The 15,416-nt window shown below is 57.0% G+C and carries 11 protein-coding genes; 4 read left to right on the top strand and 7 right to left on the bottom strand.

Annotated features, from left to right (window positions below; translation table 11 throughout):
* Nucleotides 1-17: 17 nt before the first annotated feature.
* From HDF15_RS13775 to HDF15_RS13790, 4 genes are read right to left on the bottom strand one after another with little or no spacing between them, the layout of a single operon-like run.
* Nucleotides 18-2,090 (bottom strand): FUSC family protein, encoded by a 2,073-nt coding sequence (locus tag HDF15_RS13775; protein ID WP_184256459.1) that lies wholly within the window; start codon nucleotides 2,088-2,090, stop codon nucleotides 18-20.
* A 3-nt stretch (nucleotides 2,091-2,093) separates the two neighbouring features.
* A complete protein-coding gene (locus HDF15_RS13780; RefSeq protein WP_184256461.1) occupies nucleotides 2,094-3,293 on the bottom strand; it encodes a biotin/lipoyl-binding protein in 1,200 nt (399 codons plus the stop codon).
* A 13-nt stretch (nucleotides 3,294-3,306) separates the two neighbouring features.
* Nucleotides 3,307-3,567, bottom strand: coding sequence for a YtcA family lipoprotein (locus HDF15_RS13785; protein ID WP_184256462.1), 261 nt, complete (start codon nucleotides 3,565-3,567; stop codon nucleotides 3,307-3,309).
* A complete protein-coding gene (locus HDF15_RS13790; RefSeq protein ID WP_311733108.1) occupies nucleotides 3,564-5,030 on the bottom strand; it encodes a TolC family protein in 1,467 nt (488 codons plus the stop codon). Before HDF15_RS13790 ends, HDF15_RS13785 begins: the two co-directional genes overlap by 4 nt.
* A gap of 299 nt (nucleotides 5,031-5,329) precedes the next feature.
* Here HDF15_RS13790 and HDF15_RS13795 point away from each other — a divergent pair, with 299 nt between their 5' ends.
* The 3 genes from HDF15_RS13795 to HDF15_RS13805 all read left to right on the top strand — a co-directional run bounded on the left by HDF15_RS13795 (nucleotide 5,330) and on the right by HDF15_RS13805 (nucleotide 11,146).
* Nucleotides 5,330-8,716, top strand: a complete 3,387-nt coding sequence (locus tag HDF15_RS13795; RefSeq protein WP_184256467.1) for a S41 family peptidase — start codon at nucleotides 5,330-5,332, stop codon at nucleotides 8,714-8,716.
* A 167-nt stretch (nucleotides 8,717-8,883) separates the two neighbouring features.
* The gene (locus HDF15_RS13800; RefSeq protein WP_184256469.1) at nucleotides 8,884-9,990 is read left to right on the top strand and encodes a nitronate monooxygenase family protein; all 1,107 of its coding nucleotides are present in this window, start codon (nucleotides 8,884-8,886) and stop codon (nucleotides 9,988-9,990) included.
* Between the two features lie 79 nt (nucleotides 9,991-10,069).
* Complete coding sequence (locus HDF15_RS13805; RefSeq protein WP_311733105.1) at nucleotides 10,070-11,146, top strand: glycoside hydrolase family 43 protein; 1,077 nt, start codon at nucleotides 10,070-10,072, stop codon at nucleotides 11,144-11,146.
* A gap of 219 nt (nucleotides 11,147-11,365) precedes the next feature.
* Here HDF15_RS13805 and HDF15_RS13810 read toward each other — a convergent pair whose 3' ends face one another.
* Both HDF15_RS13810 and HDF15_RS13815 read right to left on the bottom strand, forming a co-directional pair.
* The gene (locus HDF15_RS13810; RefSeq protein WP_184256473.1) at nucleotides 11,366-12,832 is read right to left on the bottom strand and encodes an ATP-binding protein; all 1,467 of its coding nucleotides are present in this window, start codon (nucleotides 12,830-12,832) and stop codon (nucleotides 11,366-11,368) included.
* A gap of 12 nt (nucleotides 12,833-12,844) precedes the next feature.
* Nucleotides 12,845-14,491, bottom strand: coding sequence for an FAD-dependent oxidoreductase (locus HDF15_RS13815; RefSeq protein WP_184256475.1), 1,647 nt, complete (start codon nucleotides 14,489-14,491; stop codon nucleotides 12,845-12,847).
* A gap of 220 nt (nucleotides 14,492-14,711) precedes the next feature.
* Between HDF15_RS13815 and HDF15_RS13820 the strand changes: the two genes are divergently transcribed.
* Nucleotides 14,712-15,080 (top strand): hypothetical protein, encoded by a 369-nt coding sequence (locus tag HDF15_RS13820; RefSeq protein WP_184256477.1) that lies wholly within the window; start codon nucleotides 14,712-14,714, stop codon nucleotides 15,078-15,080.
* Between the two features lie 195 nt (nucleotides 15,081-15,275).
* Here the strand turns inward: HDF15_RS13820 and HDF15_RS25920 are convergent, their stop codons facing one another.
* Nucleotides 15,276-15,404: a hypothetical protein gene (locus HDF15_RS25920; RefSeq protein WP_260331076.1), complete on the bottom strand. Its 129-nt coding sequence runs from the start codon at nucleotides 15,402-15,404 to the stop codon at nucleotides 15,276-15,278.
* Nucleotides 15,405-15,416: the final 12 nt, after the last annotated feature.

Below are 15,416 nucleotides of genomic sequence, written 5' to 3' on the forward strand. Positions count from 1 at the left end.
CTCCGTGAAGCTGGCACTTATGCCAGTGTTGTGAGACGCAGCACGACCTTCTCCAGCTCTCGATAACGATCAACTGAATTTCGGGCAAACTCACCATAACGGGGATGATTGAGCAGCGAGGCTTCGACCAGTGTGTCGGGAGCTATTATCGCGAATTCAGTCTTTTTTACGGTTGCGTTGGCCATCGTCTTCATGCCTTCCGCCATTCTTAGGCGCATCGCAATGAGTTCGGGTTGCTGTAGAAAGTCGAGGTCCTCTTCACGATGCAGGACAGCAAATTGATTCCAGAAGAAGGCGACTAAGGTCAGCGAAGCTCCAAGGATCATCTCGCTGGAGAGGAGCTGTTGTTTGACGTCGGCGCCGAACTCATACTCTACCGTTTCGCTCATAGCTCGGACCGTGCCAACTGTCTTACCGAGTTGGTCGCGAATAGCATCGGCTTCTTGCCGAAGCACGGGAAGTCCGCTGATTGTGCTGGCTTTCTGCAGATAGTCCGTTGCAAGCTGCATCATCGATGCCAGAGAGGCTCTCATGGCGGTTACGGTGCGCACCGGCCAGAGCAGGTCGAAGACGAACGCCATGACGACGAGCGCAAGAAGAATACCGATGAGTCGATCACGGGCGGGTGCGAGCTGGGTGGGTGCGCTGAAGCCTTCGAAGGCCACGATGTAGAAGGCGAACGCAATCTGCAGACCTACATAGTTGAATTGGCGCCCACCGGCCCACCAGGCTGCAAGCATCGAGATGGCTGCGATGAGCAGGACCAGAGAGGTGATCGAGTCCATGTGGGGGAAGAGGTAGATCGTAGATCCTATTCCAAAGATCAGACCACCAATGGCGGCGCCTACGAGACGAAAGATGAGCTTCTGCTTGATGGCACCACTGGTGCTGAGCCCGGCAATCACAACTGTGATGACCGAGGTCGAGATGCCTGGCCAATCAACGGCGCGAACAATGATGTAGCAGATCGTAGCGCACAGGCTGAGCTTGAGTGCGAAGGCTACGGTCTCCTTTCGTGTGAAGGCTCCGGGGATAAAGATAGGAGTTTTGCTTGAAGGCAATGCGACTAGTTCTTTGTTTTTTTCTCCTGCTATCTCGGCAGGCATGGAGAGAATGGCGTGGAGATTTTCATCGACGCGATCGAGCAGGTTGGTGGATCCCGTATATTTCTGCTCTTCCAGCTCTCTGGGCTTCGGCCTGATGTCATGGATGAGATCCAGACAGAGGGCGGCGATATGGCCACAGCGGCGTTGAAGCTCCGGATCTGTGACGGTGAGATTTTGTGTGCCGAAAGCAGCGGAGACATCCATCAACTGCGCCAGCATGGTGATGCGGACACGCGTTCCAATGGGCAGCGCTCCTGGATCGAGCTTGCGATCGACGATGGTGTTGTAGAGCTGCAGCATTCCGTTCTGCCCCGAAGCGGCGAGGCGAGAGACGCCAATCACCGCTGGGGTGAGTTGTTCCCGTGTAGCGCCTTGTGCGTACAGAGAGAACATTCTGCTGAGCGCCTCGTAGCGAATCCTGCGCTGATTCTGGAGCTCTGTGGCGGGATGTTTGACTCCAAAGCAATATTCGACGGCGACAGAACACAGGACTGCAATCGAGACTGTTCCGATGAGGTACAGCGACTGCTTGACCAGATAGTCGGAGGGGGCCTGTGTCTCCCAGAATGCGATCAGTGTGCAGTAGATGAATCCCCAAGTGGAGGCCAGAACTGTAAGGTTCGTGGAGAGCATCAGCATTCCCGAGAGGAAGACAACTACAGAGACGCTCAGAAGCCGTGCTACGGGATTGTTGTCCGTAAGGGCGACGACGCCGAGAACGGTAGCTACCGTAACAGCGAAGGCGATTACGGAAAAGAGACCGGACCTGAGCGAGACTGAGGGTGAGTCACGCCCGACGAGAAAGACAAAGTAAAGACCTATCGAGGCAGAGGGCATCCTCAACGTCATCAGAAGAATGAGCGTGAGGACGGTGGAGAGAACGACACGCAGGGAGCTGTTCAGTCGTCCTGGTGTCGGCTGCAGGTCTTGCCAGAAGCGATCGACCCATGTTCTTAGGCTCGCTGTCCCGAGGTTTGCGGCCATACCCTACCTCACAACCGTGACAGCGGTGGCTCCAATGCGGAATAGGCTTGGGTCGGGATTATCAATGTGCACGCGGACCGGGAACCTTGCCGAGAGGTGGACCCAGTTGAGGGTGCGCTCGATATTGGGCAGGCCATCGGCCTGCTTGCCGTCTTCGGGGAAGATGCCGTAGCCGATGCTCTCCACATGGCCTTCAAACCTGTGGTCCGGATGGGCCATCACATAGACATCGACTGGCGAGCCGATGCGGATGTTTTTCAGCTTGGACTCGCGATAGTTGGCGATGACGTACCAGTTGCGGCTATCGATGAGAGTAAACAGGGGGCTGCCGGGACGGGCGTAAGCGCCTTCGGAGATATTCATGCTGGTGACGTAGGCATCGAAGGGAGCGAGTACGCGCGTGCGCTCGAGGTCGAGCCGTGCACTGTCGACCCTGGAGGCTTTGGCGGGTCTCTGCGCTATTAGCGTCTCTACGCGGTCGACGGTGTGGATCGCCTGGCCTAACCGAGCCTGCGACTCGACGGCGGTATTCCCGGCTTGTTCGTGCTGCAGCACTGCCTGATTCAGTGCGGCTTGTGACTGGGCGAGTGCGGCCTGAGATTCGTCGTAGTTCCCCTGCGCGACGCGCACGGCAGTGTTGGCCTGATCGACCTGGTCGACTGTGACGTACTGCTTTTGCAGCAAGGGCTGGATACGGTTGAGGTCGTTGGTCGCGTACTTTAACCGCGCTTCGGCCGCGGCACTGGCTGCCTGTGCTCGTGTGACAGCGGCTTTGGCCAGATCGATGCTGCTGCTGGCGGTTTGAATTCCAGTCTTCGAGACATGAACCGCGGCGGTGGCAGCATCGACGGAGCTGTTCTGTGCGGCGATTTTGCGTGCTTCATCGATGATCTGCTGTTCGAGCAGGTCCTGGTCGGCCAGTGCCTGCTGTAGTGCGTATTCGTAGGGGCGTGGATCGATGACGAACAGCAGGTCGCCCTTCTTTACAAAAGCATTGTCCTTCACGGGCAACTGGACGAGCCGTCCGCTGACCTCTGGCGCAATCTCGATGTAGTTGGCCCATACGTTGGCGTCATCCGTTCGCGGGTGACGATCGACTTGATAGACAGTCAGCAGGAGAGTAAGTACAGCGGCGATGACGACACCGATGAGGACCCAGCGGCCGAGGCGTTTGCGATGAGTGCTTTGCGTCTCTTGATCCATACGATGTATGTCCTTAGCGAAAGAAGATCAACCACAACAGGCAGCTGAAGAGGATGACGACGGCGGGATAGAAGAGGGCAACGGGACCGATCTCCGCCTCGAATTGATAACGCAGCAAGATGAGCCGCAGGATAGAGGCGAGAACGATGGCGATCGTCAGACAAACCATCCAGACGGGAAAGAAGGAACCGATAATGTCGACTGATGGCGCGCGGCCGCATCCGGTGCAAAGCAGGAAGATCGCTGGAACGAAGATGGAGGTTCTTCGGGTCATTGTGGTTGGCCGTCCTGAGGTTGCGGAGTTGATGTCTTCGTTGCCGGCGGTTGTGGCCGCAACAGGTTGCCGGTGCTGAATTCCAGAGAGACTGCTTCAAGAAAGAGCTGCGAGCGCGCGGAGACGCTGGAGTAACGAGCCTGCGCCAACTGCTTTTCCGCCGTGACCACATCAATCAAATTTTTAACCCCATATTTGTAGGCTTCGAGCGAGGCGGAGTAAGACGAGTTTGCGGAGGCAAGGAGCGCTATAGCGGCATCTTGTTTGCGAAGCGCCGCACGGAAGGCGATGTAGGCTGTCCAGACCTCTCGTGTAGCCTGATCGCGCTTTTCACGCAGATCATCCTGGGCCTCGCGTTTCTTCGATCGGGCCTCAGCCAGTTCGTTCTTCCGTGCACCACCGTCAAAGATTCTCCACTGTACACCTACCGTTGCCGACCATGTTGGCTCACTGACATTTCCAAGCTGACCGTAGTCCGTAGTGGGCCAAATGGAGGTTTGAGCTCCATTCGCGGAGAGTGAGATCTTCGGGAGGTATTCGGATTTTGCGGAACGGATGGTATCGTCGGCGGCTCGAATCTCCGCAACCTGCGCCATGAGATCCGGACGGTCTGCCATGGCACGGCCGATCAGCGTGTTGATTGGCAGAGTCAGGGCGTCAGGAAGGGGGGCATTCTTCTGCCCGTCAACGTTGATGTCTGGCGAGGGCTCTACGCCGAGCTCTTCGGTCAGTGCCACTCGTGCAATCTTCTCGTCACCGTCGGCTGATTCGAGATCGAAGACGGCCTGTGAGGTTTCCGCACGTGCATTCAAGACGTCCGGTAGTGTGGAGCGGCCATTGAGAAGCTGCGTCTCGGCGGCGTCCTGCGTCGCCTGGGCGGTCTTCAGGGTCTGGCGTGCAGCTTCGAGGCGTTCCTGCTCGGTGAGCAGCTTGTAATAGGCGCTGGCCACGGAGAAAGCGACTTGCTGGTTCGCCTGGATAAAGTTGGCTCCGGCGGCAAGTTTTTCGGCGGTTGCCGCATCGACTTTTGCAGCGCGCTGTCCAAAGTCGAAGAGAAGATAGTCGAGCGTGACTTCAGGCACGACGGCCGGGACTTCTACCATGGTGTAACCACGGGGGGCCAAGGGCTTCGGGAAGGGTTCGATGGTGCGCTCGTCTGCAAAGGCGGCGACACCTGCGAGAACAGGGTAGTAGGAGCTCTTTGCGACGCCCAGCGCATCGGCCTTCTGCTTGGCACGCTCCCATACGATGCGTGTATGGGGATTGTTGTGCTCGGCGATGTCTATCAACTCGGCTAAGGTGTAGGGATGGACAGGGTCAAGTTGTATTACCGTGTCCATCGGAACTGCATGGGCTGCGCAATCGGCGGCAGCTCCCGGTGTCGAAGCGATGCCGGCACACTGCGCCATAGCGGTTTTGGGGCCAAGGCAGACGAGGGCTAGAAGAAAACCCCACAATGGCACGCGCAATTGCCACCGTCCTGAACGTTCAGGCCGGTTAGAGGAATGAGTCATCGGGCATCGCATAGCTGCTCGTGCCAACACAAGAATTCTCCAAATCTATTTAAATTGGATCATAGCCAACACATGGAGAACCGTAAACCTACGTAAAGGTGTTACTGAAACAATCTGCAGACATTTAGCCGGTTTCACGGCTGGCGACCTGGATTGGGAAATCGATAGTATTCTCCTTCAGAAGATTGAAATGTCAGATTCCTTGCCGATGGCAGGATCTTAAGGAACCGAAAGGAACTCTCCAGCCCATGGTGTCTTCGAAGGTGTTTCGCTGTGCTGCAAGTCTTCTTGTGCTCTGCATTCCTGGTTTGCTGCCGCTACATGCAAGTGAGAATGAGCCGGTGCACGGTGGCTATTATGTCGATCCGGCAGTGCATGGCGACACGCTGATCTTTACCTCCGAAGGGGATCTCTGGTCGGTCAATGTGCATGGTGGTGCGGCGCACAGGTTGACCTCCAGCCCCGGTATGGAGAGGATGGCGAGCATCTCACCGGATGGGCTGACAGTTGCATTCTCTGCGCAGTATGAGGGGCCGGACGAGGTGTATACGATTCCGATTGCGGGTGGGATGCCGCAGCGGAAGACCTGGGATGGTGGCGCGGTTCCAGTGGGATGGAAGCCAGATGGCCGTCTGGTGATTTCGACGAATCGCTATTCGACGCTGCCCGATCCTGGACTGGTGCTGGTCGGCAGTCATGGTGAACGTGAGAGGGTGCCGCTGGCCACGGGTTCAGAGGCAGCGTATTCGGAGGATGGAAAGACGCTGTTCTTTACGAGATTTGAGAAGCAGTGGAGCAATACCAAGCGTTACAAAGGCGGATGGGCACAGAGCCTCTGGCGGTTCGATGGAGAGGGAGAGGCCGTAGCGATGACGGCGGATTGGGTAGGAACTTCTCACAATCCAATGTTCTGGAATGGACGCGTGTACTTCCTCTCCGACCGCGATGGGGTGATGAATGTCTGGTCGGTGGACCAGGAAGGGCATGACCCGAAACAGGAGAGCCATCAGCATGGATTCGATATTGAGGCTGCTTCTGTCTCCGATGGAAACATGGTGTATGCGTGCGGCGCGGACCTGTGGTCGCTCGATCTGAAGACGGGACATGAGGCGGTGATCCCGATCACGTTGACGTCGGACTTCGATCAGATGCGCGAACACTGGGTCAAGAAGCCCGTGAGCTATCTGACGGATGTACATATTGCGCCGGATGGCAGCAGTGCGGTGTTTACGGCGCGTGGTGAGGTATTTACGCTGCCGGTGAGGAGTGGGCGGATCGTCAAGGTCGCTGGAGATTCTGCAACACGGTATCGTGGAGCGCGCTTCCTGCCTGATGGAAAGAGCGTTGTTGCGCTTTCGACCGAGAGCGGTGAGACGGAGTTCTGGAAGTATCCCGCAAATGGCGAAGGTAAACCGGAGCAATGGACCCACGACGCAAAGGTGCTGCGCTGGGAGGGTGTGCCGTCTCCGGATGGGCGATGGTTAGCTCACCACGACAAGGACGATCAGCTCTGGGTCTATGACACGAAGACGAAGCAGAGCAAACGGATCGCGCAGTCGACGACGGGTGGCTTTTCGGATTTGAGCTGGTCTCCGGATAGCCGGTGGCTGGCGTATGTGGAGACGGCGGAGAACCAGTTTTCACAGACCAAGGTGTTGAATGTGGAATCGGGTGCGATCGCGACGCTTACCTCCGATCGCTATAACAGCGTGAATCCGATCTGGAGCTCCGATGGCAAGTGGCTTTACTTCCTCTCGGACAGAATGCTCAAGACGACGGTGATGTCTCCGTGGGGATCACGGATGCCACAGCCGCACTTCGATCGCCCGGTGAAGATCTATGAACTCGCACTGACACCGGGACTTCGGTCTCCTTTCCTGCCGCCCGATGAACTGCATCCGGAGACGCCGGAGAAGGAAGAGAAGGAGAAGCAGGAAAAGGAGAAAGAGAAGAAAGCCGCGGACAAGACCAAGGACAAGGTAGAGGACAAGGCGAAGAAAGATGACGCCGGGGAGAAAGCAGACGCCGAAAAGGCGGACGCGGAGAAGAAGAAAGTTCCCGAGGTCAAGATCGATTTCACGGACATCCAGGCGCGTTTGATAGAGGTTCCGGTTCCTGCGGGAAACTACGAGGGTCTGCAGGCTACGGAGAAGCGGCTGTGCTGGCTGAACTCAAATGATGAGGCTGATCCGAAGAGGTCGTTACAGTGTCTCGACATCGCGAACAAGGGCGATGACGTGGATACCGTGATGACGGACGTGAAAGGGTATGAGGTTTCGCTGGACAGGAAGAAGATTCTTCTGCACAAGCACGATGATTTTTATATTGTCGATTCCGACGTGAAGGCCTCCGGGCTCGGCGATCCGAAGGTGCTCGGCAAGGCGAAGATCGATCTGTCGCATTGGTCTTTTTCGACTACGCCGAGGGCTGAGTTCAGAGGGATCTTTCTGGATGCGTGGCGGCTGGAGAGGGACTATTTCTATGACCGGCACATGCACGGAGTTGATTGGACTGCGATGCGAGACCGGTATCTACCGCTGGTAGATCGCGTGTCGGACCGCGACGAGTTGAACGAAGTGATCGCGCAGATGGTGAGCGAGTTGTCAGCGTTGCATACGTTTGTTTATGGCGGAGACGAGAGAAAGCCGTCCGATGAGATTGGACTGGCGGCACTGGGAGCGGAGCTTCGGCGGGATGAAAAAGCTGGTGGCTATGTAGTGGAACATGTCTATCTGCATGATCCGGATCTGCCGAACCTGGCGCCTCCTCTGGCTCGTCCAGACTCAATGGTGCGTGAGGGCGAGGTGATTGTGAGCCTCGATGGAACGGACCTGCTGAACGTGCCGGATGAACGCGAGTTGTTGCGCGGCAAGGCCGATACGCAGGTGATGCTGCAGGTGAAGTCGAAGACCGGAGAGATGCGCAATGTACTGGTGAAGCCCATCAAGTCGGGGGATGAGAACAATCTGCGCTATGCGGAGTGGGAGTACTCGCGGCGATTGAAGGTGGAGTCGGACTCGGGTGGCAAGATCGGATATGTTCACCTGCGTGCCATGGGTCCGGACGATATCAATCAGTGGGCGCGAGAGTATTATCCGATCTTCGACAGGCAGGGATTGATCATTGACGTTCGCCATAATGGGGGCGGCAATATCGACTCGTGGCTATTGAGCACGCTGTTAAGAAAGGCGTGGTTCTACTGGCAGCCGCGGGTGGGCAATCCCTCGTGGAACATGCAGGACGCGTTCCGCGGACACATTGTTGTGCTGTGCGACCAGGAGACGGCCTCTGACGGAGAAGCGTTCACGGAGGGTTTCAAACGCTTCGAGATGGGGAAGGTGATTGGAACCCGCACGTGGGGCGGAGAGATCTGGCTCAGTGGAAGCAATATCCAGGCAGATGGCGGTGTGGCTACGGCTGCGGAGACCGGGGTGTATGGGCCGGAAGGAAAGTGGCTGATCGAGGGGCACGGAGTCGAGCCGGATATCACGGTCGACAATCTGCCTCATGCCACATTCACCGGCGGCGATGCGCAACTACAGTCTGCCATTGAGTTGTTGAAGCAGCAGATTCAGGCGGATCCGAGGCCCGTGCCAAAGGCTCCGCCATATCCGGACAAGTCGTTCAAGTATTGAGTGGTATCCGAAGCTGATTGCCAATAGCTCAGGATGGAGCTTCGAAATTCTCTTTGAGAGCATTCCCTAACTGGGACCAGGCTCTCGTGCGATTTTCGATGTACTTCTAAGTTGCCGGAGAGCAATGTCTCTGAGAGCCGACTACTCTTTAAAGAGAGGTCGTCAAGATGATGAGAGTAGATCGCAAGCATCCCTGGAGGGAGAGTAAAGCCGCACAGCGTCTCGGTGTTCGGTATCCCCTCATCCAGGGGCCATTCGGTGGGCTCTCGTCGGTTGCACTTGCAGCGTCAGTGTCCAATAGCGGCGGTCTGGGCTCCTTTGGTGCGGCTCAACTGAGTCCTACTCAGATCAAGGAAACCGTTGTCCAACTGCGCGAATCCACAGACAAGCCCTTCTCCCTCAATCTCTGGGTTTCTACCTACGATGAGGCTGCTCGCTCAACGACGAGTGCCCGTATCGAAGCGAGTGTGCTGGCGGCCCAGCACTATTTCGCAGAGCTGAATATTCCAACACCCGAAGCTCCGAAGTTCAGCGCCCCGGACTTCAATGCTCAGGTCGATGCTCTCTTGCAGGCTCGCCCGCCAGTCGCGAGTTTTATCTTTGGGATTCCTCCGAAGTCTGTGTTGGAAGAGTGTCGTGCCTCTGGCATCGTCACGATCGGATCGGCTACAACCGGAGCCGAAGCGAAAGCCGTTGCCGATGCGGGGATGGACCTGGTTGTCGCCTCTGGCTTTGAGGCAGGAGGGCATCGGGGATCCTTCCTGGCCCCTGCCGAGGCTTCTCTCACGGGAACCTTTGCATTGATCCCGCAGGTCGCAGATAACGTAGGGATTCCGGTGATAGCGGCGGGTGGTATCGCGGATGCACGCGGCATCGTAGCTGCCTTTGCTCTGGGGGCGGATGCTGTTCAGATTGGGACTGCCTTTCTGGTTTGTGAGGGATCGGGTATAGGTCCACTCCATCGTCAAGCACTTCTTTCGGATGCGGTAAGATCGACCGGGCTTAGTCGCTACTTCAGTGGAAGACTGGCTCGTGGTATCCGAAATCGCTTCATGAGCGACATGGAAGAATCAGAGCTTGACCCGCTACCGTACCCACTGCAAAGAGCTCTTATGCGTCCGTATACAGAGGCTGCTACGAGGCAGGAGCGCACCGACCTTTTGCCACTCTGGGCAGGGCAAGCGGCAGCTTTGATCCGTCATACTACGGTGGAAGCTTTGATGGAGAGTTTGATCCGGGAGACGGATGAGCTCTATCGGAACCTATCGCTTTGATCTTTTTCCAAGCCTTCAATTGAGATGACTTATAGCTTCTCATCTGCCGGCCTGATGGACTCGTATGACTGGATGGACTGTGTACCGATATCTTCGAACTAGCCTTGTACTCTTCGCCTCGCTGCCATTCGTCTCCGCCGGATGGGCGCAGGCTAACGCGAATCTTGCACAACAGGGATGGTATGCCGATCCTGAGATCCGCATCTTTGCGGGGCAGTATTGGATCTATCCAACCTCTTCCAGTCCGAACCCGGATAGCGACGAGCATCGGAGCTTCAATCCCTTGCAGCAGAGATTGCGTAGCGGACATGTCGTGCATCCGGTTTATCTGCTGCATACGTCTCTGGATGCCTTCTCTTCTCCTGATCTCGTGCACTGGACGAAGCATAAGGACGTGCTGGACATCAGGAACGTCTCCTGGGCGGCTTATGCGATCTGGGCGCCGACGGCTATCCATCTGAACGGCAAGTACTATCTCTTCTTCGCGGCAAACGACATCCAGAAGAGCGACACCTTTCTCGGCGGAATCGGTGTGGCCGTTAGTGATCAGCCGGGTGGGCCGTTCGTGGACGCGCTGGGCAAACCGCTCATCGGCGAGTTCCACAATGGAGCTCAGCCGATCGATCCGATGGTGTACAAGGACGATGATGGATCGATCTACTTCTATTACGGTGGGCAAGGGCACTGCAATGTGGCCCGTCTCTCGCCCGATCTCAAGAGTGTGATCCCGATGAAGGACGGCTCGATGTACAAGGAGATTACGCCGGAGCACTATGTCGAAGGGCCGTTCATGATCAAACGGAAGGGCGTGTATTACTTCATGTGGTCGGAGGGCGATTGGGGCGACTCAAGCTATGGGGTTGCTTATGGGAAGAGCAACAGTCCGACGGGCCCGTTCGAGCGCATTGGCAAGATCCTGGGGACGGACCCGGCTATTGCGAACGGGCCGGGGCATCACTCAGCGGTTCAGATTCCGGGAACGGATGACTGGTACATCGTCTATCATCGTCATCCCCTTGGTACGACGGGTCCGAACGAACGGGTGATGGCTATTGACTCGATGCACTTTGATGCGGAGGGCAATATTGAGGTGGTCAAGATGACGAAGGAGGGGCTGGCTCCTCGGCTTCTGTCTCATCAGATCAACAAGCATTAGAGCCTTGATCAAGGGTTGTATCCCGAGGTTGGGGCGGCTTGTTTCGCTACGACTAAAGAAAGCAATTCGGTCGTTGCGGCTACGCCTTCACTCCGGCCTTCGGCAGAGCGGAAGGGTTTAGTCACGGTTCCTATACGGCCTGGCTGAAGCCAGGCCCTTCCGATCTGTGCCTTAGCAAACTGTTTGCACCCTTCGTCGCCAAACGAAATCTACTTACTTTCAGGCTCTGGTCGAGGGCAGGCGAACGACGAACTCGGTGTCTCCGGGAGCAGAGGTGAAGCGGAGAGTGCCGCTGCACTGTTCGACGATGCGGAAGACGATTCCCAGGCCGAGGCCCGTGCCGACGCCTACGGGTTTGGTGGTGTAGAAGGGATCGAAGATACGGGACTGGATCTCGGGAGGGATGCCGGGTCCGTTGTCGCGGAACAAGACGCAGATGTCGGCGCGCGGCGCGGTTTGCGGTCCAGTACGGACCTGTTCCGTCCAGGTACGGATCGTCAGCGTGCCTCCCTGTGGAGCGGCGTCGATGGCGTTATCGAGGAGGTTGGTCCAGATCTGGTTGAGACCCTGGCACTCGGTCTGGAGATTGACCAGATCCGGAGAGAAGCTCTTATCGAGAGTAAGCTGCTTTTCGCGGATCTTGTGGCTGAGGATTACGAGAGTAGCGTGGATGCTGGCGTTCACGTCGATGGTCTGTTTTTCGCCGCGCCCCTCGTAGGCGTAGCTTTTGACCGCCTGGACCAGATCTGTGACGCGAGTGATGCTCTCTTCCACGATGCCTACGAGTTGCATGGAAGAGATTAACGCCACGAGCCAACTGATAGAGTCCGAAAACATGCTCCCGGAAAAAGTAATGCGTGCTCGCTCCAGGTCCTGGGCTTGTATGCCGATGGAGACGAGTGTGGGGGCCATCTTCCAGGCGTCCTCGATCTCGGAGGCTTCCATCCATGTGGTGAGAGCTTCTTCCGCGTCAGCTTGTTCGATGGAGCTGAGAGGCTGGGGCAGGGATGCTCCGAGTGCGAACTCCTGGAGGTCGAACATGCATTGCTTCTGCTCGTATGTCATCTCCGTCTTTGAAAACTTGGCGGTGAGAGCATGCATGCGGAGCAGGTTCTCGCGCAGCTGAGAGGAGGCCCGGCGCGCGGCGGCACCCGGATTGTTGAGTTCGTGCATCAGTCCAGCAGCAAGGGTGCCGAGGGAGGCCATCTTCTCCTGGTGAAAGGTCGTTGCCTGGAGCTTGGCCAGGCGCATGGCCATGTTGCCCAGGATCGCCTTGCGGACTTCGGGGCAACTCGTCATGAGCAGCCAGAACTGCTCTTCATCCAGTTGGAGGAGTTCGCAATCGCTGGCGGCGCGATAAGTCGCGGCAGAGGCGATGTTGGCGAGGAGCTGGACCTCGCCGAAGGCCACACCCTGGTGCATGGTGTGATGCATGACCTCCTGGCCATCGTTGGAGGTGTTCGATATGGCGATGGCCCCGGAGAGCAGAATCCAGAAAAAACGCGAGGTTTCTCCCTGCTGGACGAGAACTTCCTCCGCGGGAAGATGGATTTCGGTCGCGCCATCGAGACAGTGCAAGGTGGTCTCGTTGAGAGAAGCCAGGATCGAGACGTCGGCGAGACGTGCGATGGTCTCGGGCGAAAGCGTCGAAGTCGCGGGTTGGGTCGAGATGGCTGAGGGGGTCACGTTGTTGCCTCGTTAGAGTGTTGCAAGATATTGGTGGACGAACTGGATGGCGATGGAACCCTCTCCGACAGAGGAGGCCACACGTTTCACGGAGCCGAAGCGAACGTCTCCAGCAACGAAGATGCCGGGAACCGTCGTTTCCAGAAGATAGGGATCACGTTCATACTTCCAAAGATTTCCGGCCTTGGTCTTCAGATCCGGACCGGCGAGCACAAAACCCCTGGGGTCGCGGGCTACACAGTCGGGAAGCCACCCGGTTTTGGGAGCTGCGCCGATGAAAGCGAAGACGGAGGTCGCGGGTCGCGTCTCAAATCCGTTGGGGGTCTCGATGACGATCTCCGCGAGATGGCCGTTGCCTTTGAGCTCGCGTATCTGCGTGTGATGTTCGACCGAGATGTTGGAGGTGTTCTCAATCTGCTCGATCAGGTAGCGGGACATGCTGCGCTCAAGCGAAGGACCACGGACCAGCATGCGGACCTGGGCTGCTGAGCGTGAGAAGTACATTGCGGCTTGCCCGGCTGAGTTGGCGCCGCCAACGATGTAGATCTCCTGCTGGGCGCAGGATGCAGCTTCGGTAAGTGCGGCACCGTAGAAGAGACCGGCGCCGGAGAATTCCTTCTCGCCGGGGATGTCGAGCTTGCAGTATTCAACGCCGGTAGCGATGAGGCACACTCGACAGGAGACTTCGCGTCCATCCGCGAGCCTGACGATGTGATATCCGTTTTCAGAACGGATGGAGCAGACTCGCTGCGTCATGAACTCTGCGCCAAGGCGGATGGCCTGGATGTAGGCTTCCTTGGCAAGCCGTTCGCCGCTGATGCCTTGCGAGAAGCCGAGATAGTTTTCGATCTTGGACGAAGAGCCTGCCTGGCCACCAGGGGCGAGGGAGTCGATGATGAGGGTCTTCAGTCCTTCAGATGCGCCATAGACCGCTGCGGCGAGTCCTGCTGGACCCGCTCCCGCAACGACCACATCATAGTGCTCCTGCCGGGCCTGCGTGCGGAGCCCCACCTTCGCTGCAAGCTCGGTCATGGAGGGTTGCACGAGCGAAGAGCCATCCGGGAAGAGAACTACGGGCAGCTTGGCGTCATCGAGCTGCTTCTCGCAGAGAAGATCCAGGCACTCGGGGTTCTTTTCGGGGTCGAGCCACTTGAAGGGAATCAGGTTGCGTGAGAGGAAGTTGCGGGTTTCATGATCTCCCGCGCCCCAGCGGGCACTAATGAGCTGCAGGCCGTCATAAGCGGGCTTATGACCGTCGTTCCAGGCGGCGATGAGATCGTCGAGGACCGGGTAGAGCTTGTCCTCTGGCGGATCCCAGGGTTTGGTCAGGTAGTAGTGGATGCGTGCGGCGTTGATGGCACGGATGGCGGCTTCGGTGTCTGTATACGCGGTGAGGAGTACGCGCTTCGCGTCAGGGTAGAGCGGGATGGCTTTTTCGAGGAAGTCGACGCCGGTCATGCCGGGCATGCGCTGGTCGGAGAGGAAGAGGGCGATGACATCGCCACGTTCTTTGAGTTGCTGACAGGTATCGAGTGCGGCCTGTCCGGATGCCGCGCGGAGGATGCGGTAGTCTTTTCCGTATTTTCGGCGCAGGTCCTGGACAACAGTCTCAAGTACGCTGACGTCGTCATCTACCGCTAGAAGGATCGGTTTCGCCATATCGTTATGATCTTGCGCTTTTTATAGGATATTGCACATCTGTTTGATGAGTTATAGACGTGTAGAGGTTCAGAAACGATTATTCATGGGATCCATGCCCATTTCGAGATAGTTTCCGGCAAATCGGGCATCTGCCGGTTCTCAACACTGAGTCGTATATGGTAGCCTTCTCTGGTCGGTACCTATAAGGGACCGAGGGCCGCATCCATGGAGTACAGCAATGCTTTCGAACGTGAGATCGGCCGTTTCTCTCCTTCGCAGTTGCGCTCTTTTGTTGCTCGCGTTCTCCGTGTTTGGTTTCGGTCTTCAGGCCCGGCTGGCGCAATACCAGCCCTATCCTCCGAATCCTACGGCTGCCAAGATTGCCACTGAAAAGCAGTCTGAAAAAGTGTTAAAGGTGCTCGCCGAGCGCGATGAGGCTCCACAACCCATCGAATGGCTAGCGCATGCTTTTTCCCTTAGTGGCGTGCTCCTTCAACCGATTTCCCCGTCAGTAATTGCGCAAGCTGAGATTCGTCTTTCCAATCCGACGAGATTTGATCTGAACGGTATTTATTCTTTGCACCGCCCCCCTCCAACTCTTCTGTAAACCGCTCTCCGTCGGCCAGATTGTGGCCTTAGCGTAGATCAACGATCAACGTCACTCAGCCAGGAGTGGCGAACGAGGGTAGCGGGGTGTTTTCGCCAGCCTTTGGCGGTCCATGGGTAGATCATCAAGCGATATCAGAAAGGATCTATTTCTATGACGGAAAAATGGAATTCTGAGTCTTCCAGAGGCTCACGGTCACCTTGGATTGGTTTTGTTAAATTCCTCTTTATCGTGCTGCTGATCACCCTGTTCTTTTTCCTTGCCCAAAGCATGGTGCACCACCATTTTGGGGGTGGAGGTCAGGATAACCGTCGGAGCGAGCATTAGATTGTACGT

Origin of the sequence: Granulicella mallensis (genome assembly GCF_014203225.1) — a bacterium.
Lineage (GTDB): Bacteria > Acidobacteriota > Terriglobia > Terriglobales > Acidobacteriaceae > Granulicella > Granulicella mallensis_A.

Bases quoted from the DNA above. Each gene is read 5' to 3' on its own strand.
- HDF15_RS13780 (WP_184256461.1), bottom strand. From the start codon at position 3,293: ATGGATCAAGAGACGCAAAGCACTCATCGCAAACGCCTCGGCCGCTGG.
- HDF15_RS13785 (WP_184256462.1), bottom strand. From the start codon at position 3,567: ATGACCCGAAGAACCTCCATCTTCGTTCCAGCGATCTTCCTGCTTTGC.
- HDF15_RS13795 (WP_184256467.1), top strand. From the start codon at position 5,330: ATGGTGTCTTCGAAGGTGTTTCGCTGTGCTGCAAGTCTTCTTGTGCTC.
- HDF15_RS13820 (WP_184256477.1), top strand. From the start codon at position 14,712: ATGCTTTCGAACGTGAGATCGGCCGTTTCTCTCCTTCGCAGTTGCGCT.
- HDF15_RS25920 (WP_260331076.1), bottom strand. From the start codon at position 15,404: ATGCTCGCTCCGACGGTTATCCTGACCTCCACCCCCAAAATGGTGGTG.
- HDF15_RS13775 (WP_184256459.1), bottom strand. From the start codon at position 2,090: ATGGCCGCAAACCTCGGGACAGCGAGCCTAAGAACATGGGTCGATCGC.
- HDF15_RS13815 (WP_184256475.1), bottom strand. From the start codon at position 14,491: ATGGCGAAACCGATCCTTCTAGCGGTAGATGACGACGTCAGCGTACTT.
- HDF15_RS13800 (WP_184256469.1), top strand. From the start codon at position 8,884: ATGATGAGAGTAGATCGCAAGCATCCCTGGAGGGAGAGTAAAGCCGCA.